General features: G+C 68.8%; 15 protein-coding genes. 10 read left to right on the top strand and 5 right to left on the bottom strand.

What is annotated here, in order from left to right; translation table 11 throughout:
• Positions 1-75: 75 nt before the first annotated feature.
• Together AC1ROC_RS05885 and AC1ROC_RS05880 are read right to left on the bottom strand one after the other, a co-directional pair.
• A complete protein-coding gene (locus AC1ROC_RS05885) occupies positions 76-714 on the bottom strand; it encodes a DNA-3-methyladenine glycosylase I (protein WP_085369370.1) in 639 nt (212 codons plus the stop codon).
• Positions 711-1,208 (bottom strand): methylated-DNA--[protein]-cysteine S-methyltransferase, encoded by a 498-nt coding sequence (locus AC1ROC_RS05880; RefSeq protein ID WP_085369369.1) that lies wholly within the window; start codon positions 1,206-1,208, stop codon positions 711-713. Before AC1ROC_RS05880 ends, AC1ROC_RS05885 begins: the two co-directional genes overlap by 4 nt.
• A 113-nt stretch (positions 1,209-1,321) precedes the next feature.
• On the opposite strand from AC1ROC_RS05880, the gene AC1ROC_RS05875 reads away from it, so the two are divergent.
• The 4 genes from AC1ROC_RS05875 (at position 1,322) to AC1ROC_RS05860 (ending at position 6,823) form a co-directional block, all read left to right on the top strand.
• Positions 1,322-2,293, top strand: a complete 972-nt coding sequence (locus tag AC1ROC_RS05875; RefSeq protein ID WP_085369368.1) for an aldo/keto reductase — start codon at positions 1,322-1,324, stop codon at positions 2,291-2,293.
• 122 nt (positions 2,294-2,415) lie between these two features.
• Positions 2,416-3,090, top strand: coding sequence for a TetR/AcrR family transcriptional regulator (locus tag AC1ROC_RS05870; RefSeq protein ID WP_247597337.1), 675 nt, complete (start codon positions 2,416-2,418; stop codon positions 3,088-3,090).
• A 20-nt stretch (positions 3,091-3,110) separates the two neighbouring features.
• Positions 3,111-4,844 carry an ABC transporter ATP-binding protein gene (locus AC1ROC_RS05865; protein WP_085369367.1) on the top strand — a complete coding sequence of 578 codons (1,734 nt, stop codon included), beginning with the start codon at positions 3,111-3,113 and terminating at the stop codon, positions 4,842-4,844.
• Positions 4,841-6,823 (top strand): ABC transporter ATP-binding protein, encoded by a 1,983-nt coding sequence (locus AC1ROC_RS05860; RefSeq protein ID WP_492998705.1) that lies wholly within the window; start codon positions 4,841-4,843, stop codon positions 6,821-6,823. The genes AC1ROC_RS05865 and AC1ROC_RS05860 overlap by 4 nt, the downstream gene beginning before the upstream one ends.
• A 97-nt stretch (positions 6,824-6,920) precedes the next feature.
• Here AC1ROC_RS05860 and AC1ROC_RS05855 read toward each other — a convergent pair whose 3' ends face one another.
• The 3 genes from AC1ROC_RS05855 to AC1ROC_RS05845 all read right to left on the bottom strand — a co-directional run bounded on the left by AC1ROC_RS05855 (position 6,921) and on the right by AC1ROC_RS05845 (position 10,306).
• A complete protein-coding gene (locus AC1ROC_RS05855) occupies positions 6,921-8,315 on the bottom strand; it encodes an NAD(P)/FAD-dependent oxidoreductase (protein ID WP_256921961.1) in 1,395 nt (464 codons plus the stop codon).
• Positions 8,316-8,414: 99 nt separating this feature from the next.
• On the bottom strand, positions 8,415-9,827 hold the full coding sequence (locus AC1ROC_RS05850; protein WP_434948165.1) for an aspartate aminotransferase family protein: 1,413 nt from the start codon (positions 9,825-9,827) through the stop codon (positions 8,415-8,417).
• A complete protein-coding gene (locus AC1ROC_RS05845; protein ID WP_055892090.1) occupies positions 9,824-10,306 on the bottom strand; it encodes an Lrp/AsnC family transcriptional regulator in 483 nt (160 codons plus the stop codon). Before AC1ROC_RS05845 ends, AC1ROC_RS05850 begins: the two co-directional genes overlap by 4 nt.
• A gap of 88 nt (positions 10,307-10,394) precedes the next feature.
• Here AC1ROC_RS05845 and AC1ROC_RS05840 point away from each other — a divergent pair, with 88 nt between their 5' ends.
• The 6 genes from AC1ROC_RS05840 to AC1ROC_RS05815 all read left to right on the top strand — a co-directional run bounded on the left by AC1ROC_RS05840 (position 10,395) and on the right by AC1ROC_RS05815 (position 22,147).
• Positions 10,395-11,828 (top strand): gamma-aminobutyraldehyde dehydrogenase, encoded by a 1,434-nt coding sequence (locus AC1ROC_RS05840; protein WP_492998701.1) that lies wholly within the window; start codon positions 10,395-10,397, stop codon positions 11,826-11,828.
• Between the two features lie 108 nt (positions 11,829-11,936).
• Positions 11,937-12,476 (top strand): hypothetical protein, encoded by a 540-nt coding sequence (locus AC1ROC_RS05835; protein ID WP_492998699.1) that lies wholly within the window; start codon positions 11,937-11,939, stop codon positions 12,474-12,476.
• A 106-nt stretch (positions 12,477-12,582) separates the two neighbouring features.
• The gene (locus AC1ROC_RS05830) at positions 12,583-13,794 is read left to right on the top strand and encodes an FHA domain-containing protein (protein ID WP_492998697.1); all 1,212 of its coding nucleotides are present in this window, start codon (positions 12,583-12,585) and stop codon (positions 13,792-13,794) included.
• On the top strand, positions 13,791-14,627 hold the full coding sequence (locus AC1ROC_RS05825; RefSeq protein ID WP_085369362.1) for a protein phosphatase 2C domain-containing protein: 837 nt from the start codon (positions 13,791-13,793) through the stop codon (positions 14,625-14,627). The genes AC1ROC_RS05830 and AC1ROC_RS05825 overlap by 4 nt, the downstream gene beginning before the upstream one ends.
• A gap of 198 nt (positions 14,628-14,825) precedes the next feature.
• A complete protein-coding gene (locus AC1ROC_RS05820; protein ID WP_492998695.1) occupies positions 14,826-16,196 on the top strand; it encodes a serine/threonine-protein kinase in 1,371 nt (456 codons plus the stop codon).
• A complete protein-coding gene (locus AC1ROC_RS05815; protein ID WP_492998693.1) occupies positions 16,193-22,147 on the top strand; it encodes an Ig-like domain-containing protein in 5,955 nt (1,984 codons plus the stop codon). Before AC1ROC_RS05820 ends, AC1ROC_RS05815 begins: the two co-directional genes overlap by 4 nt.
• Positions 22,148-22,165 lie beyond the last annotated feature (18 nt).

The raw sequence follows: 22,165 nt of genomic DNA, 5'->3' as shown, positions 1-22,165 counted from the left end.
GTGACATCGCCAGCGAGAATCCGGTGCTATTAACGAGTACCGTCGTCGGCCCGACCCTCTCCTGGGTGGTGAGCTTCACGCGTGAGCGCGGAAGCAGCCGGTGAAATGGTCGTCGACCATTCCGGTGGCCTGCATCAGGGCATACATGGTGGTCGGGCCGACGAAGCGGAAGCCGCGGCGGCGCAGCTCTTTGCTGAGGGCGGTGGACTCGGGCGTGACGGCGGGGACCTCCGACCACGCGTTGGGGCGCCGGCGGCCCGTGGCGGGCGGGGCGAAGCTCCACATGAGTTCGTCGAGCGGCATGTCGAGGGCGAGCACGGCGTGCGCGTTGGAGATGGTGGCCTGGATCTTGCCGCGGTGGCGGATGATGCGCGCATCCTGGAGCAGTCGCTCGATGTCGGACTCGGTCATGGCGGCGACGGCGACGGGGTCGAAGCCGTGGAAGACCTCGCGGAAGGCGGGGCGGCGGCGCAGGATGGTGATCCAGGAGAGGCCGGCCTGGAATCCTTCGAGGCAGAGCTTCTCGTAGAGGGCGCGCGGGTCGTGCTGCTCGCGGCCCCACTCCTCGTCGTGGTAGCGGCGGTACTCCGGGTCGCTCGCCGACCAGGAGCAGCGGGCCAGGCCGTCGTCGCCGACGATCACGGCCGCGCGCGGGGGGAAGGATGGCTCGGCAGCAGCGGCAGGAGTGGCGGGGGCGGTGGTCTCGGTGCTCATGCGGCCAGCATGATCCCTTCGTGGGTGAGGAGCCAGAGTTTGGTGGGGATGCCGTCGCCTCCGCTGTAGCCGGTGATCTTGCCGGAGGAGGAGAGCACGCGATGGCAGCCGACGATGATCGGGATGGGGTTGGCGCCGACAGCGCCGCCGATCGCGCGGCCGGAGCCGGGGCGACCGATGCCGAGACCCAGCTCCCCGTATGACGTGTATGTGCCGAACTCGAGGCCGGCCAGTTGTTCCCAGACCGCGAGCTGGAAGGCTGTGCCGTCGAGCTTCACGGGGAGGTCGAAGTCTTTGCGGTCTCCCGAGAAGTACTCCTGCAGCTGCAGTTCGGCACGCTCCAGGACCTCGGTGGTGCGTTCCTCGTGCTGTTCGAGCGGGAGGTGGCCGGAGCGTTCGATGGAGAGGGAGGTGATGGCGTGACCGTCGCTGGTCAGCTCGATGCGGCCGATCGGACTCGGCATCCGTGTGAGGTAAGCGAAAGAAGTGGTCATGGGAAGACTCTACGGGGGGCCACCGACGTGTTCTCGCGGAAAACGGACATGGGGGATAAGTCGGGAGGGGGCCGTGGCTGTGGAGGGATCCGTGGCCTGCATAGACTCGGAGCATGGCAGAAATCGACTATCGTCCTCTCGGGAATTCGGGGCTCATTGTCTCAACCATCGGCCTCGGCTGCAACAACTTCGGGCGCGAGGGAACCGCATCCGAGACCCAGGAGGGGACGGACGCGGTGATCGGCGCCGCGATCGACGCCGGGGTCACCCTCTTCGACACCGCCGACATCTACGGCAAAGAGCGCGGCCTCTCCGAGACGCTGATGGGTAAGTCGCTCGCCGGGAAACGCGACCAGATCGTCCTCGCCACCAAGTTCGGGATGGACATGGCCGGAACGAACGGACCCGACTGGGGTGTGCGGGGGTCGCGCCGCTACATCCGGCTCGCGGTCGAGGCGTCGCTGAGGAGGCTCCGCACCGACTGGATCGACCTTTACCAGCTGCACCAGCCCGACCCGATCACGCCCATCGAGGAGACTCTCGAAACGCTGGACGACCTCATCGCCGAGGGCAAGATCCGGTACATCGGGCACTCGAACCTGGCCGGCTGGCAGATCGCGGAGGCGGAGTTCACTGCCCAGCTGAACGGGCATCCCAAGTTCATCTCGTCGCAGAACGAGTACAGCCTGCTTGTGCGGGATGCGGAGCGCGAGGTGCTCCCGGCCGTCAATCAGTACGGGCTCGGCTTCCTGCCGTACTTCCCGCTCTACAACGGCCTCTTCACCGGCAAGTTCTCGCGGGACGGCGGCCCGTCGGACAGCCGCATCATGATGATCAGGCGGCACCTGGTCGACAATGCGCCGTGGGATGTCATCGAGCGCTACCAGGCGTTCTGCGACGAGCGCGGCGTGACGATGCTGGCCGCGACGTTCGCCTGGCTGCTCGCCCAGCCCGGGCTGACGAGCGTAATCGCCGGCGCCACCAAGCCGGAGCAGATCACGGCGAACGCCGAGGCGGCGACCGCCTGGCGCGCCACTCCGGAGGACATCGCGGCCATCACGGCGATCTTCACCCCCGCCGCCTGACCGGTGTCTGGCGCCCGCCAGGACTCGCCCGTTTTCCTGCGGGGGAGTCCTGGCGATTGTTCGCTCAGGGCGAACACGCCGAGCGTTGTGAGTGAGCACTCACTCCGCGTAGGATCGCTGCCGTGGATACGGCGGAGGACGAACTCGAGGACGCGGCGGAGCGAGACGCCAAGCGTCCGCCGCGCGCGCAGCCGCTCAGCCCGGATGACCGGAGGGCGATGATCGTCGACGCCGTTATCCCGTTGCTCGTCGAGCACGGACGCGGGGTCACCTCCAAGCAGATCGCGGAGGCCGCCGGGATCGCGGAGGGCACGATCTTCCGCGCGTTCGGCGACAAGGAGACGCTGGTCCAGGCCGCGATCGAGAAGTACCTGGATCCCGAACCGCTCAGGAACGCGCTCAGAGCCATCGACCCGTCGCTGCCGTTCGAGCACAAAATCCGCGCCATCCTGTATCTGCTGCGCGAGCGGTTCGAGAGCGTCATGCGGATCATGGCCGTCGTCGGCCCGCAGCGCCCGCCCGTGCCGCAGGAGCGCGGCGAGTTCGCGAGGATCATCGCGCAGGTGCTCGAACCGGAAGCGGAGCAGCTCAACTGGCCTCCGGAGCGGGTGGCGCACCTGCTGAGGCTGATCAGCTTCTCGTCGGCATTCCCGATGCTCAACGAGGGCATCGAGTTCAGCATCGACGACCTCGCCCGCTTCACGATGGTCGGCGTCGCCGGGCGCCCGATCGACTTCGACGCGCAGAGCGCCGGTCTGGGACCGGCGACGGCAAGCGCGTCCCCATTCGCACCATAACCCGCATCCAAGGAGACCCCATGTTGCTCAAACTCCTCGGCCGGTTCCTCCGACCGCACTGGCCGCTCCTCATCGGGGTGGTGGTCTTCCAGCTCGCCCAATCGCTGCTGTCGCTGTGGCTGCCGACGCTCAACGCCGATATCACCGACAACGGCATCGCGAAGGGCGACACCAACTACATCGTCTGGGTGGGCGCAGGGATGCTCGGGGTCACCCTCGTGCAGGTCGCCTGCTCGATCACGGCCGTCTACTTCGGCGCGAAGGTCGCCATGCGGGTCGGCCGCGATCTGCGTGGCGCGATCTTCCAGAAGGTGGGCGAGTTCTCCGAGCGGGAGGTGTCGAAGTTCGGCGCTCCGTCGCTGATCACCCGCAACACGAACGACGTGCAGCAGGTGCAGATGCTCGTGCTGATGACCTGCACCCTGCTGGTGTCCGCGCCGATCCTGGCGATCGGCGGCATCATCCTGGCCATGCAGCAGGACATCCAGCTGTCCTGGCTGATCGCCGTGAGCGTGCCCATCCTGCTGGTGGCCGTCGGCCTCATCATCACCAGGATGGTGCCGCTGTTCCGCACCATGCAGGAGCGGATCGACCGGGTCAACCGGGTGCTGCGCGAACAGCTGACGGGCATCAGGGTGGTGCGCGCGTTCGTGCGGGAGGACATCGAGACCGGGCGGTTCAGGAAGGCGAACGCCGACGTCACGGACACCGCGCTCCGCGCCGGCCGGCTGTTCGCGCTGATGTTCCCGATCGTGATGCTCGTGCTCAACGTGTCGAGCGTCGCCGTGATCTGGTTCGGCGCGTTCCGCGTGCAGGACGGCTCGATGCAGATCGGCACGCTGACCGCGTTCCTGCAGTACCTCATGCAGATCCTGATGGCGGTGATGATGGCGACGTTCATGGCCGTGCTCGTGCCGCGCGCCGCCGTCTGCGCCGACCGGATCGGGGAGGTGCTCGGCACGGAGTCCTCCGTGCGCATCCCGAAATCGCCGGTCACCGAGCTGGAGGCGCACGGGACGCTGGAGTTCGTGGATGTCGGGTTCTCGTATCCGGGAGCCGAGCAGCCTGTGCTCAGCGACGTGACCTTCCTCGCCAAAACCGGGCAGACCACCGCGATCATCGGCAGCACGGGAGCGGGCAAGACCACGCTGGTCAACCTCATCCCGAGGCTGTTCGACGCCACCAGCGGACTGGTGCTGGTGGACGGCGTGGATGTGGCGGAACTCGACCCCGATCTGCTCTGGTCGCGCATCGGGCTGGTGCCGCAGAAGCCGTACCTGTTCTCCGGCACGATCGCGTCGAACCTGCGCTACGGCAAGCCGGACGCCACGGACGACGAGCTCTGGCAGGCGCTCGAGATCGCGCAGGCGCGCGACTTCGTCGAAGCGATGACCGACCGACTGGATGCGCCGATCGCCCAGGGAGGCACGAACGTCTCCGGCGGCCAGCGTCAGAGGCTCGCCATCGCGCGCGCCCTGGTCAAACGCCCCGAGATCTACGTGTTCGACGACTCGTTCTCCGCCCTGGACACGGCGACGGATGCGCGGCTGAGGCAGGCGCTGTCGCGTCAGGTCGCCGGCGCCACCATGATCGTCGTGGCCCAGCGGGTGTCGACCATCGTCGACGCCGACCAGATCATCGTGCTCGACGACGGCCGCGTGGTCGGCCGCGGGACGCACGACGAACTCCTGCAGACCAATGAGACGTACGCGGAGATCGTGTCGTCGCAGCTCACCGCGGAGGAAGCAGCATGAGCGACAACACCGAGACGGAAGAACGCGTCCCCGCCCGCCCGCCTGTGCGCCGCGGCCCGGGTGGCGGCGGCCCCTTCGGCGGGATGCAGGGACCGGTCGAGAAGTCGATGAACTTCGGCCCGTCCGCCAAGCGCCTCGTCGGGAGACTGCGGCCAGAAGCCATCGGGATCGCGTTCGTCACCCTGCTCGCGGTGGTGAGCGTGGTGTTCGCAGTGCTCGGGCCGAAACTGCTCGGCAACGCGATCAACCTGGTGTTCGCCGGAGCGCTGTCGCTGCAGTTCCCGAAAGGGGCGACGCAGGAGCAGGTGATCGCCGGTCTCCGGGCCAGTCACCAGACGCAGCTGGCCGATCTGCTCTCCGGCACCACCTTCACGCCGGGCGCGGGGATCGACTTCACCGCTGTCGGCGGTGTGCTGATGTGGGTGCTCGCGCTCTACGTCCTGTCGTCGGTGTTCAGCTACCTGCAGGCGTACATGCTCAACGGGATCACCCAGCGCACCGTCTACCGCCTCCGCGAAGAGGTCGAGGCGAAGATCCATCGCCTGCCGCTGCGCTACTTCGACGGGATGCAGCGCGGCGAGCTGCTGAGCCGGGTCACCAACGACATCGACAACATCTCGCAGACGCTGCAGCAGTCGATGAGCCAGCTGCTCACCTCGCTGCTGACCGTGATCGGCGTCGTCGTGATGATGTTCGTGGTGTCCCCGCTGCTCGCGGTGATCGCGCTCATCACGATCCCGCTGACGCTCATCATCACCACCGTGATCGCCAAGCGGTCGCAGAAGCTGTTCGTCGCCCAGTGGAAGAACACCGGCGAGCTGAACGGCCAGATCGAGGAGGCGTTCACCGGCCACGCCCTGGTGAAGGTGTTCGGTCGTCACCGCGAGGTGGAGGAGCAGTTCCGGCAGAAGAACCAGGAGATGTACGAGGCGAGCTTCGGCGCCCAGTTCATCTCGGGCATCATCATGCCGGCGATGATGTTCGTCGGGAACCTGATGTACGTGGTGATCGCGGTCGTCGGCGGTCTGCAGGTGGCGAGCGGCGCGATGCAGCTCGGTGACGTGACGGCGTTCATCCAGTACTCGCGTCAGTTCACGCAGCCGCTCACGCAGCTGGGCTCGATGGCCAACCTGCTGCAGTCCGGCGTCGCGTCGTCCGAGCGTGTGTTCGAGCTGCTGGATGCGGACGAGCAGTCCGCAGACCCCGCCGACCCGGAGAGCCCTCAGGGCACGAAGGGACGCCTGGCGTTCGAGGACGTGTCGTTCCGGTACACGGAGGACAAGCCGCTCATCGAGGACCTGTCGCTCGTCGCGGAGCCCGGCCAGACCGTCGCCATCGTCGGCCCGACCGGTGCAGGCAAGACCACCCTGGTCAACCTGATGATGCGCTTCTACGAGCTCGACTCGGGCCGGATCACGCTCGACGGCGTCGACATCGCCTCGATGACCAGGCTCGACCTGCGCAGCAGGATGGGCATGGTGCTGCAGGACACCTGGCTGTTCAACGGGACGATCCGCGAGAACATCGCGTACGGGCGTCCGGATGCGACGGAGGAGGAGATCCTGGATGCGGCCCGCGCCACATACGTGGACCGATTCGTGCACTCGCTCCCCGACGGCTACGACACGGTGCTCGACGACGAGGGCGGCAACGTCTCCGCGGGTGAGAAGCAGCTGCTGACCATCGCGCGGGCCTTCCTCGCCCGGCCGAGCGTGCTCATCCTGGACGAGGCGACCTCCTCGGTCGACACCCGCACGGAGGTGCTGGTGCAGAAGGCGATGGCGGCGCTCCGCAGCGACCGCACGTCGTTCGTGATCGCGCACCGGCTGTCGACGATCCGGGATGCCGACCTCATCCTGGTGATGGAGGCGGGCCGGATCGTGGAGCAGGGCACGCACAACGAGCTGTTGGCCGCGGGCGGCGCGTACTACACGCTGTACAACGCGCAGTTCGCCGCCCCGGTCTCCGACGAGGCCTGACCGCCGCAGCCATCGAGCCGGGACTTGTGTACGCGCGCCGCGGCGTGTCGCGTGCATAAGTCCCGGCTCGATTGTTTGGGGGCCGGGTTGGGGCGGGTCAGTGACCGGTGAGGGGAGCCATCAGGCGGGCGGCGATCGAGGGGCGGCCGGTGACGCGCTCTTCGAGGTCGGCCAGCTCGGTGCCGACGAGGCCGGCGTTCGCACCGGCGAAGCGGAGCGGCTCCGGCTCCCACTGCGGGGAGCGGTGGCCGACCCAGGGCAGCGCGGTGAGCGCGGTGCGGCGGCCGCCGAGGAGGTCGGCGACCGTGCGCCCCGCGAGGTTGGTGGTGCTGAGGCCGTCGCCGACGTAGCCGCCCGCCCAGGCCTCTCGCGCATCCGGATCGTGGCCGACGCTCGCGTGCCAGTCGCGGGGGACGCCGAGCGGGCCGCCCCAGTGGTGGGTGATGCGCGCGCCGGCCGCATCCGGGAACAGGTCGAACAGCGCGCGGGTGAGGTGCTCGCGCACCCGGGGTGCGCGGTCGTACTCGGGCAGGATCGTGCTGCCGAGGTGGTAGCGGGCGCCGCGTCCGCCGAACGCGAAGCGGTTGTCGGCCGTGCGCTGGCCGTAGATGATGAGGTGCCGGAAGTCGGCGAAGGTCTGGCCGTGCTGGATGCCGATGCTGTCCCAGACCTCGTCGGGGAGCGGCTCGGTGGCGATCATCAGCGAGTACAGCGGCAGGATGCGCCTGCCCACCTGGGGCAGCTGCGAGCCGTAGCCCTCCGTGGCGTTCACCACGGTCCCTGCTCGGACAGTGCGGACCAGGCCGCCGGACACCGCGGTGACCACGCCGTCCGACCAGGACAGCACCTCCGTCTGCTCCGCGATGGTCGCGCCGCGCGCCTCGACGACCCGCGCCAGGCCGCGCACCAGCTTGGCCGGGTGGATGCGCGCACAGTCCGGCGTGAACGTCGCCGCCACCGCATCCCGCGCCCCGAACCGGTCGGTCACGGTGTCCGTGCCGAGGATGGAGACCGTGTCGACGCCGAACTCCTTCGCCTCCGCGTATTCGGCGCGGGCGGCAGCGAGCTGCACGCGCGAGCGGGCGAACGTGACGGTGCCGCCGCGCACGTAGTCGCAGTCGATGCCCTCGGCGGAGACGACGCGGCCGACCTCGCCGACGGTGTCGATCATCGCGCGGCGCTGGGCGACGGCGGCCGCCAGGCCGTAGCGCGCACGCAGCGCGGACGCCGACCACGGGAACAGCGCGGAGCACCAGCCGCCGTTCCTGCCGGAGGCGCCGAAGCCGGCGACCTCCTTCTCGAGCAGCACGATGCGCAGCGACGGGTCGGCCTCCTGCAGGTAGTACGCGGTCCACAGGCCGGTGAGCCCTGCACCGACGATCGCGACGTCCGCATCCACGTCGTCGCCCAGCCCCGCGCGGGGCCGGAAGCCGTCCTCCGCCTCACTGATCGACTCGAACCAGAATCCGACCCGTTCGTAGCTCACGCGCATCCCTCTCGTCTCGCCAAAAGATCGAGTCCGGACTTGTGCACGCGACACGCCGTGAAACGCGTGCACAAGTCCGGACTCGATTGTGTGTGTGGTGGGTGGTTACAGGTGGTTCTCGGCCTCGGTGAGGACGGACTCGAGGATCTGGCGGATCTCGGTGAACTCGGCAGGGCCGATGGTCAGCGGCGGTGCGAGCTGGACGACGGGGTCGCCGCGGTCGTCCGCGCGGCAGTACAGCCCGGCCTCGAACAGCGCCTTCGACAGGAAGCCGCGCAGCAGGCGCTCGGACTCGTCGTCGTCGAACGTCTCCTTGGTTGTCTTGTCCTTGACCAGCTCGATGCCGAAGAAGTAGCCGTCGCCGCGCACGTCGCCGACGATCGGCAGCGCGAGCAGCTTCTCCAGCTCCGCGCGGAACAGCGGCGAGTTCTCGCGGACGCGCTCGTTGAGCCCCTCCTCCTCGAAGATGTCCAGGTTCTCCATCGCGACAGCGGCGGAGACCGGGTGACCGCCGAACGTGTAGCCGTGGTAGAACGACGTGTTCCCGTGCTTGAACGGTTCGTACAGCTTGTCGCTGATGATCGTCGCGCCGATGGGGGAGTACCCGCTGGTCATCGCCTTGGCGCAGGTGATCATGTCCGGGACGTAGCCGTACTCGTCGCACGCGAACATGTGGCCGATGCGGCCGAAGGCACAGATGACCTCGTCGCTGACCATGAGCACGTCGTACTTGTCGCAGATCTCCCGCACGCGCTGGAAGTATCCGGGAGGCGGAGGGAAGCACCCACCCGAGTTCTGCACCGGCTCGAGGAAGATCGCCGCGACGGTCTCCGGACCCTCGAACTGGATCATCTCCTCGATGCGGTTCGCCGCCCACACGCCGAACTGCTCGATGTCGTCCGTCGGGGCACCCATCTCCCCCGCGCGGTAGAAGTTCGTGTTCGGGACGCGGAAGCCACCGGGCGTCAGCGGCTCGAACATCTCCTTCATGGCCGGGATGCCCGTGATGGCCAGGGCACCCTGCGGCGTGCCGTGGTACGCGACGGCGCGGGACAGCACCTTGTGCTTGGTGGGGCGGCCCTGCAGCTTCCAGTAGTACTTGGCGAGCTTGAACGCGGTCTCCACCGCCTCGCCTCCACCGGTCGAGAAGAACACCCGGTTGAGGTCGCCCGGCGCGTAGTGCGCGAGCCGGTCCGCCAGCTCGATGGCGTTCGGATGCGCATACGACCAGATCGGGAAGAACGCGAGCTCCTCCGCCTGCTTGGCGGCAGCGGCGGCGAGGCGCTTGCGGCCGTGGCCGGCGTTGACCACGAACAGCCCGGAGAGGCCGTCGATGTACTTCCTGCCGCGGGAGTCGAAGATGTGGTGGCCCTCGCCGCGGGTGATGATGGGGACGCCGTGGCCGTCCTCCATCACCGACTGGCGTGCGAAGTGCATCCAGAGGTGGTCCTTCGCCTTGGCCTGGAGGGCGTCCTCGTCTGCCGTCGAGATGGCGGGGTCTTCTGTGGTGATTGTCATCGTGTTCCCCAGTTGTAGAACTGCTTGTGGAGTTTGAGATAGACGAACGTCTCCGTCGAAAGCACGCCTTCGATCGTCCGGATCTCGGAATTGAGCATGGTGATGAGGTCGAGGTCGTTCTCGCAGACCACTTCGGCCAGGATGTCGAACGTCCCGGCCGTGAGGACCACGTAGTCGACGGACGGCATGGCGGCCAGCTTGTCCGCCACCGCCCTGGTGTCCCCGGTCACCCGCACGCCGATCATCGCCTGCCGGTAGAACCCGAGCTGCATCGGGTCGGTGACGGCGACGATCTGCATGACCCCCGACTCGGTCAGTTTCTGCACGCGCTGGCGCACCGCCGCCTCGCTGAGACCGACGGCTTTGCCGATCTCCGCGTATGAGCGACGGCCGTCCACCTGCAGCTGCTCGATGATCGCCTTGGAGACGTCGTCGATCTGGACAGGCTTGGCGGCAGTGACTGCCCGAGGGGAACTCATGGAGCGATTCTGTCAGTGAGATAGTCGTCGGGCAAGCGAATCCGCACGAATCTGTGTCGTTTTCTATCGAAATCAGTAGACTTCCGGCATGACAACGCGAGAACTCCGCAATTTCGTCAACGGCGCTTTCTCCGAATCCCGGGCGACGGAGCGCATCCCGCTGATCGACCCGGCGACCGAAGAGGTCTACGCGACGGCACCGGTGTCGACGACGGATGACGTCGCCGACGCGTACGCCGCCGCACGGGATGCGTTCGAGGTCTGGGGAGAGACGACGCCGGCCGAACGCCAGCTCGCGCTGTTCAGGATCGCCGACGCGATGGAGCAGAGGGCGGCGGAGTTCGCCGACGCCGAGTCCCAGGACACCGGCAAGCCCCGCGCCACGCTGGTCGACGACGAGATCCTGCTGTCCGTCGACCAGATCCGCTTCTTCGCGGGGGCGGCCCGCAACCTCGAAGGCCGGTCGGCGGGGGAGTACCTGAAAGACCACACCTCGTTCATCCGGCGCGAACCGATCGGCGTGGTCGGCCAGGTGACGCCGTGGAACTACCCGCTCAACATGGCGGTCTGGAAGTTCGCCCCGGCGCTCGCCGCGGGGAACACGACGGTGCTGAAGCCGTCGGACACGACGCCGCTCTCCACGCTGCTGCTCGCCGAGGTGGCCGCCGAGTTCCTGCCGGCCGGCGTGCTCAACGTGGTGACGGGGGACAGGACGACGGGCGCCGCGATGACGGCAGACCCCATCCCGCAGCTGATCTCGATCACCGGCTCGGTGCGGGCCGGGATGGAGGTGGCACGCGCCGCATCGTTCGACCTCAAGCGGGTGCACCTGGAGCTCGGCGGGAAGGCGCCGGTGATCGTGTTCGACGACGCGGACATCCAGCAGGCCGTGGAAGGGATCGTCGCGGCCGGATACTTCAACGCCGGCCAGGACTGCACGGCGGCGACCCGCCTGCTGGTGCAGGAGGGCATCCACGACGAGTTCGTCGCAGCGCTCACCGCGTACGCGCGTGAGAACGCCCGGACGGGGACTCCTCGTGAGGACGGCATCCTGTTCGGGCCGGTGAACAACGCCAATCAACTCGCCCAGGTGAGCGGATTCGTCGACCGGTTGCCCGACCACGCCACGGTCGAGCTCGGCGGCCACCGCCAGGGCGATAAAGGCTACTTCTACGAGGCGACGATCGTCTCCGGCCTCCGCCAGGACGACGAGGCGGTGCAGAACGAGATCTTCGGGCCGGTGCAGACGGTCCAGAAGTTCACCGACGAGGCGGAGGCGCTGCGCTGGGCGAACGGCGTGCAATACGGTCTGGCCTCCTCAGTCTGGACGAAAGACCACGGCCGCGCGATGCGCTTCGCGAAGAACCTCGACTTCGGCTGCGTCTGGATCAACACGCACATCCCGATCGTGGCGGAGATGCCGCACGGCGGGTTCAAGCACTCCGGCTACGGGAAAGACCTCTCGATGTACGGGTTCGAGGACTACACGCGGGTGAAGCACGTGATGTCGTTCATCGGGTGAGTGTAAAATGTAAGCGTGTGGGTATAGTATTTCCCGATGATCCGTCGAGGTGTGCAACGAGGTCGTAGACGCCGGGCTCGCGGCACCCTGGTGGCACTCGTTGCAGCGGTGGCACTGACCGGATGCGCGGCGGACGCACGCCCGGCGAAGCAGGACTTCGACGGGCCGTGGGCCGCAGAGTTCAAGCTGAAATACAACGAGTCGACGTCCGACTTCGTGCGCGCGGTGCTGGAAGACGGAACGATCTCGTACCAGGAGTACCAGGAGATGCGGGATCGGTACCGGTCCTGCCTGGCGGCGTCCGGCATCGAGTTGTCTGATCGGGCTGGATCCTCGGAGTTCACGTTTCCTCCGTCTCTGGGCGCCGCTCGAGCGAACAAAGTAGAGAACGAGTGCTCGACGAGCTCGGGGGAGTTTCCCATCGGTGCTTTGTACACGTGGATCCAGCGCAATCCAGAGAATCTCGACGAGGACGCGATCATGGCGGAGTGCCTCGTGCGGACGGGGACCGTCGAGCCCGGCTACACCGCGAAGGACCACGCGGCCGACACGCCGACGCGCGAGTGGCCGTTCATCGACGCCGCGCGTGGACGAGACATGTACGAAGCGTGCAACGACGATCCACTCGGGCTGCTCGACGGGCCCTAAGTGGGAAAGAGGTCTCGGCGGGCGGGTTCGGAGATTACACTCGGATAACGCACGCCCACCATCACCACCCACCCCACCACCACGACAGCCACGGGAGGAAACCTCGGTGTCTCCCGGATACGTGAGGTACGCCCCGGTCGCCGGGCCGTCGCGGTGGCTGCTGATCGCCGGGCGGCGGTTCGTCGCCGCCGTCGAGAGCTCTGTCGCCGACTCGATCGTCGACACGGTGTGGTGGCTGGCCGACTCCGACCTGGCGACCATCGAGTCGGTCGTCGGCGCGTTTCCGCTGGTGGGCCAGGATGCCGTGCGCTCGTTCGCCGTCGCCGAGCTGAGTGAGCCGAACGCCGCAGGCGAGGTGCTCGTGACGGCCGTCGTGCGCGGGACGGCCGCCATCGACGTCTTCTCCGTCGGCGGATCCCGGCGGTTCTCCGCCGCCGGGGTGCAGCCGTGGGTGCTCGCCGAGTTCCGTTCGGTGACCGGGCTGGTGATCGGCGGGGACGACCTGCCGACCGGTCCCGTCGCCCGGCTGAGCGTCGGGTCGCTTCCGGTGGGGCTCGGCGTCGTGGACGGCGAGCTGCTGACCTGGACGCTGTCGCCGATCGAGCGCGTCGAGCGCACGGCGCCGGGGAGATACGTGGGCGGAGCAGGCGACGCCGGCAGCGCCACTGCCAGCACGCCCAGCGCCGACGCCGACGACGACGCCCTCTTCGACGAGACCATCATCCGGGCCAGGCGCGGCGCCAGCATCTTCGCGCGCGAGGCCGAGCCGGAGCCCGCCCCCGCGGCCTCCGTCGTCCCCGCCGGCCACGAACTGCCCGGTGCCGTGGACATCGAGCCGCCCTCCGACACGCCCGGACCGTTCGCGACGCCCATCACCGGCGATGCCGACGCGCAGACCCAGCCCGTCATCCTCCCTCCCGCACCGGCGCAATACGCGATCCGTCTCGCATCCGGTGAGGTGTTCGACCTCGATCTGCCCGTCCTGATCGGCAGGCGGCCGTCCGCTCCACGCATCGAGCAGGGGGCTCCTCCCCGCCTGGTCGCTGTCGCGTCGCCGGAGCACGAGGTGTCGTCGACTCACGTCAGGATCGAGCAGGAGGGGGACGCCGTGGTCGTCACCGACCTGCGTTCCACCAACGGCACCATCGTCACCGCAGCTGCGGGAACGGAGTCCCGGCTGCGGCCTGGACAGTCCGTCGTCGTGCTCGCGGGGGCCACCGTGGAGATCGGCGACGGTAATATCATCGAGATCACTGCCGTGGGCCAGCGCGCCGACGGCGACGCATCGGCCGAACCGACCAGAAGAGGACGCGAGTGACCCAGATCGGTCGCAGCAACAGACGCCACACCGTGGTCGTCCCCGGCGATTCCGACGCGCGGATCAGCCTCGCCTGGGCGGCGCTGAGCGACAAAGGCTACCGGCGCTCCGTCAACGAGGACAGCCTGCTCGCCCGCTCGCCGATCTTCTCCGTCGCCGACGGGATGGGCGGCCACACCGCGGGGGACTTCGCCAGCACCGCCGTTGTCACCCGGCTGGCCGAGCAGGTCTCCGTCGACTTCGTCGGCCAGGATGCGCTGACCAGCGCGCTCCGCTCCGCCGTCGACGACATGGGCCGTGGCGTCGGCCACACCGACCTCGGCACCGGGACGACCGTGACCGGCATCGCCCTCACGCTGGTCGACGGCTCTCCGTACTGGCTGGTCTTCAACATCGGCGACTCCCGCGTGTACAGCTATCACGACGGCACGCTCGAACAGGTCACCGTCGACCACTCGATCGTGCAGGAACTGCTCGACTCCGGCGCGATCACCCCGGCAGAGGCCGAGGTGCACCCGCACAGCAACGTGATCACCAGGGCCGTCGGCTTCAACGAAGACCCTGTTCCCGACTTCTTCTTCATCCCGATCGTCGCCGGTTCCCGGCTGCTGGTCTGCTCCGACGGGCTCACCAAGGAGCTCACCGAGCACGGCATCCGGTACTTCCTCGGCGAAGGTGCCTCCCCGCTCGACGCGGCGCAGCAGCTGATGGATGCGGCACTCGGCAACGGCGGACGGGACAACGTCACCGTCGTGGTCGTCGACGTGCTCGCCACCCCGGAGAGCGGACCGCACGGCGACGGCGTGCCCCGGCGGGCAGCGCGCCGCCACTGACCGGCTCGCCGCATCCGGATGCTGGCCCCCGAGTTGGGGGTAGGTATCCTGTCCCCAGTCCGGGACCTGGCCCGATCCGCCCAGCAGGCCCTGCCTACAATTGGGGGACCGTTTTGTGCTTCAACCGACCCGGGAGGCGATATGGCCCGGCGATTGCCGTCACAGCCGCCTAATCTTCCCGGGTTCTCGTACGTTCGTGTGCTCGGCTCCGGCGGCTTCGCCGACGTGTTCCTGTACGAGCAGAACATGCCGCGCCGCCAGGTGGCGGTCAAGGTCATGCTCGCCGAAGTGGTCACCAGCCAGGTCAAGCAGATGTTCCAGGCGGAGGCCAACCTGATGGCCCAGCTGAGCACGCACCCGTCGATCCTCACCGTCTACCAGGCGAGTGTCTCCGCCGACGGCCGCCCGTATCTGGTGATGGAGCTGTGCTCGTCGGCGATCGGCCAGCGCTACCGGATGGACCCCCTCCCCGTCGCCGAGGCGCTGAGCATCGGCGTGCGGATCGCCAGCGCGGTCGAGACGGCGCACAGGGCCGGCGTGCTGCACCGGGACATCAAGCCGTCGAACATCCTGACCACCGCATACGGGCATCCGGTGCTGAGCGACTTCGGGATCGCCGCCACCCTGGGGGAGGCCGAGGTGACGGAGGCGATCGGGCTGTCCATCCCGTGGTCGGCGCCCGAGGTGCTCCTCGACGAGACCAGCGGCACCATCGCGAGCGAGATCTGGGCGCTCGGCGCGACCATATACTCGCTGCTCGCCGGCCGTTCGCCGTTCGAGGTGATCGGCAAGGAGAACACCTCCTCCGAGCTCATCTCGCGCATCACCAAGGGACGCCCGCAGCCGATCGGCCGCGTCGACGTTCCTCCGCGGCTGGAGCAGGTGCTGCAGAAGGCGATGTCGAAGAAGCCGTCGGCCAGGCAGCGCAGCGTGATCGAGTTCATCCGGGAGCTGCAGGCGGTGGAGACCGAGCTCGGCCTGCCGCAGACGCCGATCGAGGTCGCTATGGACGACTGGGCGCTGGCCACGGCGGAGGACCCGGAGGACAGGACCCGCGTGAAGGGCCTGGTCTCCGTCGACCCGTCCGCCGCGCGCAGGCGGCGCAGGAACGCGTCGGCGGCGACCGTCATGCGCGCCCCGACGAGGACCGTGGTGCGCGAGAGCGCAGGAAGCATGCCGAGCAGCACGGCGCCTCCGCCCGCCCGATGGTCGCGCGCACTGGTGCTCTCGCTGGTCGCCTGCGCGATCCTGGTGGTCGCGCTGGCCGTGACCGCGACGTTCGTGCTGGTGAAGGTGTCGTCGAGCGGGGAGATCCCGACGGTGCGCGACCTCTCCGGCCGGGTGTCGTCCGGGACCATCGTGTTCAGCTGGACCGACCCCGGCCTGCAGCCGGACGACACCTATCAGGTGGCGGTCGGGGACGAGCCGCCGAGCAGCCAGCACGCCACCGAGTTCCGGGTGGATGCGAAACCCGGCGAGACCGTGTGCGTCACCGTCACCGTCAACAGGGACGGCAAGACCGGCGCCCCCAGCGGCCAGAAGTGCGTTCAGAGAGCTGACAGCCCGTGATCGGTGCCTGGATCGCGGCGCACAAGTCGCTCGTGGCGACCGTGACGAGCAGCACGGCTGTCGTCGCGCTCGTGACGACGCTCGCCGTCGTCTCCGGCGGATACAGCGCCCAGCACCTGCAGCTCGGCGACGCGGCCGTCTGGGTGGCGAGCGGAGCGAAGAAGTCGCTCGGCAGGGCCAACACCGAGATCGACAAGCTGAACTCCGTGGTCACCGGCACGGGGGAGGCCATCGACGTCGTCCAGGACGGCTCGAACGTGCTGCTGCTCGACAAAGAGACGAACACCCTCGCCGTCGTCGACCCTGCCACCAGCGAGGCGGGCAAGTCCGTCGCGCTTCCCCCGCGCTCGCCGCGGGTCGACATCTCCGGCGACCACGTCTCGCTGCTCTCGCAGGCGACGGGGCAGCTCTGGCTGACGACGGTGCCGCAGCTCGATCAGTTCAACGCGGGCTCCGGCTCGACCATCGACCTCGGCGGACGGACCATCGCGGCGATGGATCCCGCCGGCGCGCTGTTCGCCTACCTGCCGGACACGAAGACGGTCACCAGGATCGACGTGACGGGCTCCGAGCCGACGACCACCTCGCAGAAGGTGCCGACGACGGGCGACGGAGCCGCGGCGGCGCTCACCGTCGTCGGTGGCAAGTGGGCGCTCTTCGATCCGGATGCGCGTGCCGTCTACCTGGCGGGGAGGACCGTCGACCTCTCCGGCTTCCTCCGCACCGGCGACGACGCCGTCGTTCAGCAGCCGTCCGCCTCCGGGGACGCGGTGTGGATCGCGACCAACTCCGGGCTCATCGAAGTGCCGCTCGACGGCACGAAGCCGTCCCGCGCGTTCGCGGACGCGTCCGGCGCGCCGGCGGCTCCCATCACGGTCGGCGACTGCACGTACGCCGCGTGGGCCGGAGGAGCTGCGTGGTCGACGTGCGACGCATCCGGTGCAGGAAAGGCCTCGACGCTCAGCGAGGTTCCCGGCGGAGCGGCGCTCGCCTTCCGCGCCAACACGGGCAGGGTCGTGCTGAACGACGCCAAGTCCGGCGTCTCCTGGGCGGTGCAGAGCGGCAACACGCGCATCGACAACTGGGACGAGCTCGTCGCGAAGAAGAACACCAAGGAGCTCGTCGACCAGTCCAGGCAGGACACGACGCCGCAGTATGAGAAGCAGCAGCAGCCTCCGGTGGCGGTCGACGACCAGTTCGGCGCACGGCCGGGACGCGTGACGCCGCTGCCCGTGCTGCTCAACGACTACGACCCGAACGGCGACGTGCTCACGATCGACTCGTTCACGGGCATCCCGGTCGAGCAGGGCACCCTCGAGCTGACCAACAGCAACCAGCAGCTGCAGATCACCCTGCCGGACACGGCGAGCGGCACGATCGCGTTCGACTACACCATCTCGGACGGCAGGGGAGGCACGGCGTCCGCCCACGTGGTGGTGAGCGTGCGCCTGCCCACCGAGAACTCCCCGCCGGTCTGCGCCAGGGCGGCGAAGGCCGTCGTACAGGCGGGAGGCCGGGTCACCAGCTCGGTGCTCAGCGAGTGCTACGACCCGGATGGCGACTCCTTCTTCCTCGCCGGGGCGAGCGTTCCCGGCCCGGACACCGTGACGTTCACGCCGCAGGGTCAGGTCGCGTTCTCCGACCACGGCCAGGGCGGCGACCTCAAAGACGTGAGCCTGGTGGTGTCCGACGCCCTCGCCCAGGGGACGGGGACACTCGCCGTGACCGTGCGCGCGCCCGGCCAGGTGCCGATCATCGCCGACCCGTTCGCCGTGCTCGCCTATCAGGGCCAGGAGGTGACGGTGCAGCCGCTCGCGCATGTGCGCGGCGGGAACGGCACTGTGCGGCTGAGCAACGTCCCGAGCAAGGCCGACGCGACGATCACGCCCGACTACCAGGGCGGCACGTTCCGCTTCGACTCCGACCAGGTCGGAACGCACAACATCGAGTACACGGTCTCCGACGGCGTCGTCACCTCCACCGGCACGGTCCGGATCGACGTGAAGGCCCCGCCCGGCGCCAAGACGGCGCCCATCGCGGTGCCGCACACCGCGTTCATCCGGGAGCAGACCACCCAGGACGTGGATGTGCTCTCCACCGACATCGACCCGTCCGGCGGCGTGCTGCTGGTCACCGGGGTGACCGCCCCGCCGCCGACCAGCGGCGTCCGCGTCGAGATCCTCGGCCAGCGCACGCTGCGCGTGACACTCAACCGTCCGCTCGCCGGCCCGATGGACTTCCACTACCAGCTGAGCAACGGCCTGGCCGACGCGGTCGGCACCGTGACGGTCGTGCAGCTGCCGCCGCTGACCGTGCACCAGCCGCCGATCGCGGCCCCGGACTCCGTCTCGGTGCGCGTGGACGACGTGGTCGACATCCCGGTGCTCACCAACGACATCCAGCCAGACGGCGACAAGCTCACCCTCGACCCGACGCTGGCGACGCCGCTGCCGTCCGGCGCCGGCCTGCTCTTCGCGAGCGGCAGCCAGCTGCGCTACCTCGCGCCGTCGAAGCCGGGCAACTTCACGGCGGCGTACAAGGTGTTCGGCGAGGACGGCCAGTGGGCGACCGCCGAGGTCAACATCGCCGTCCGCGAACGCGACGAGGCCACGAACAACCCGCCCGTGCCGAAGACGGTGACGGCGCGCGTGCTCGCCGGCGACACGGTCCGCATCACGGTGCCGCTGTCCGGCATCGACCCCGACGGCGACTCCGTGCAGTTCATCGGGCAGGAGACGAACCCGCAGAAGGGCGCCGTGATCGCCTCCGGCGCGGACTGGATGGACTTCCAGGCCGGAGACTACGCGGCAGGCACCGACACGTTCAGCTACGCGGTGGTGGATGCGCTCGGCGCGCGGGCCACGGGGACGGTCAGGGTCGGCATCGCCCCGCGCGTCGACGGAGCGCGGAACCCCGTCGCGGTCGAGGACGACGTGACGACCCGGCCGGGCAAGACCCTGAACATCCAGGTGCTCGCCAATGACAGCGACCCGGACGGGAGCCCGTTGACGGTCACCAAGGTGTCGTCGCTCGATGGCAAGGCGAAGGCGAAGATCACCGACGACATCGTGGTCGTCACCGCGCCGAAGGCCGAAGGGACGTACGGCTTCCTCTACACGATCCAGAACCAGCGCGGCGGCACGAGCGAGAACTTCGTGCGCGTGACGGTCAGCGCGAACGCCCCTCCCGCGCGTCCGGTGGTCTCCGACACGTCGCTCGGCCTGTCGGACATCCTGGGCAAGGACAGGGTCAACGTCAACGTGCTGGCCAACGTGTTCTTCGCGGACGGGCCGGTCTCCTCGCTCAAGCTGCAACTCGTGCCCGGCTACGGCACCAGCGCCCAGGTGACGGCCAACAAGCGGATCAGGATCACGATCGGCGCCAAGAGCCAGATCATCCCGTTCAAGGTCACCAACCCGGACGACGAGTCGATCTCGGGCTACGGGTTCGTGCACATCCCCGGATACAACGACGCCCTTCCGCAGGTGAAGCGCGGCGCCCCCGACCTCACCGTGGTCAGCGAGAAGACGCTGACGATCCACCTCAACGACTACATCGTGGCCGTCGGCGGACGCAAAGTGCGGCTGACGGACGCGGCGACCGTGCGGGCGACGCACGCGAACGGCGACGACCTCGTCGTCAACAACGACACCCTGCAGTACACGAGCACGTCGCGCTACTTCGGGCCGGCATCCATCTCGTTCCAGGTGACGGACGGCACGTCCGCCGGCGACCCGAACGGCAACGTCGCCACCATCGTGCTGCCGATCCAGGTCACGGCGCGGCAGAACCAGCCCCCGGTGTTCACCGGGGCGCTGATCGATTTCGAGCCTGGGCAGACGAAGACGGTCGACCTCACGAAGCTCACCAGCTACCCGTATGCGAAAGACCAGAACGAGCTGGCCTTCAGCATCCAGGACCCGAAACCCGACGGCGTCTCCGTCTCGCTCGACGGGCGCAAGCTCACGATCGCGGTCGCCGCCGGCACCGCGAAGGGCGCGCATCCCTCGATCGCGATCGGGGTGCGGGATGCGGTCAACGCCGGGCAGCCAGGGCGCATCGACCTCAACGTGGTGCCGTCCACCAGGCCGCTGGCGAGTCCGCAGTCCGACACCGTGATCGCGCCCCGCGGCCAGACGACGAGCGTGGATGTGCTCGCCAACGACAAGGCGACCAACCCGTTCCCCGACAAGCCGCTCAGGGTCGTCGGCGTGCGCGGGCTGGGCAGCAGCGACCTGCCGAGCGGGGTCACCATCACGCCGAGCGCGGACAACTCGACTCTGAGCATCCAGGTGTCTGCGACGGCGGCGCCCGCCGACGCGACCGTGCAGTACGAGGTGGCGGATGCGACGGGCGACCCCGACAGGTACACCTGGGGAACGGTCACCGTGTCCGTGCAGGACAAGCCGGCCCCCGTCTCGAACGTGCAGATCACGGCGTTCGCCGACCGGTCGCTGACGGTGTCGTGGATCCCCGGCGCGTTCAACAACTCGCCGATCACCGGGTTCGAGGTGACCGTCGCGAACGCGGCGACGGGCCAGGTCTTCTCGACCACGCCGTGCGCGACGACCAGCTGCGCCGTCCAGACGCCGGGCAACGGCCCCGACAACGCCGTCACCATCGCCGTGCGGGCGAAGAACGCGCTCGGGCTGTCCGACCCGACCGCATACACAGAGCCGGTCTGGTCGGACGTGATCCCCGGAGCCCCGTCCGGGCTGTCGTCGCAGCCGCTCGACCACGGACTGCGGATCAGCTGGACCAAGCCGGCCGACGTGCCGGGCGCCAGCCCGATCAGCTCGTACGTGGTCACCCTCGGCGGACAGACCGCCTCGCTCGCCGTGCAGCGCGGCGACGCGGTCGGCACCCAGTACTCGCTCAACCTCGCGGACGGCAGCATCGCGAACGGCGCAGCCATCGGATACGCGGTGTCGTCCCGCAACGACTTCTACGCCGGGCGCACAAGCTGGAACCAGAGCCAGAGCAGCGGCGTGCCCGCCGGCGCTCCGCTCGTCACCGGCCCGGCGCCGACGGCGACGCCGAGCATGACGGACGGGTCGACGGCCACGCTGAGCTGGCCGACGGTGTTCAGCGACAACGGCAAAGCGATCACCCGCTACTACGCCGGTGTCTTCCAGGGCTCGGCGATGCCGAACTGCACGGTCACGGGTGTCGAGTCCGGCAACCCCGTGCTGCAGGTGGACCCCACCTCGTCGTCGTTTGTCTCGACGGCGGGCACGAGCACCACGTTCCGGGGGCTGCAGCCGAACACGAGCTACAACTTCGTGGTCTACGCGTACAACGGCCAGGGATGCACGCGCAGCAACGTCGTCACGGCAACACCGCGGCAGGCGCCGGGCGCTCCGACCGCCGTGAGCGTGTCCGGGCCGGTGTCCAGCTTCCCGGACCGCTACGACTTCCGGCTCGACGGCGTGACGTACCGCGCCGGCAGCGGGGCGAACCCGGTCGTGTACTACCGACTGACCGGCGCGGGCGTCAACGAATCCGATTCGTTCAAGGGCACCTCGGGGCTGCTGACCGGCACGGGTGGCAACCATTACGGCGTACCCCTCACCCTGACGATCATCCGGATCTGCGAGGGCTACCCGGACGGCTCCACGCTCTGCAGCGATCCGGGCGCCCAGCTCAGCGTGCCGCTCGGGGTGGCCGTCGCGACCGACCTCGGCGGGGTTCGATTCACCACCACGCCGGTCCCGGACACCGACCCGGTGACCTACACCTACGCGTACACCTGGACGTCGTGGCCGACCGGCTCCTACGACTCGGTGACGTACAGCTGTGACGGCGGCGTCACCCAGACGCCGATGCCCGCCGTCGGTCAGACCGCATCCTGTGCCCCGGTGGACCCGAGCTTCCCGCTGGTCGTCTCCGTGACCGTCGGCGGCAGCACGTACACCCAGAGCTACGCGAGTTCTGCCGTGCCGCAAGGGTAGGAACGGCCATACTGAATG

The sequence above is a fragment of the Leifsonia sp. GW821-FHT13C05 genome (assembly GCF_058806515.1).
The sequence above is the reverse complement of the archived record's forward strand: the minus strand, read 5'-3'. Positions and strand labels throughout refer to the sequence as shown.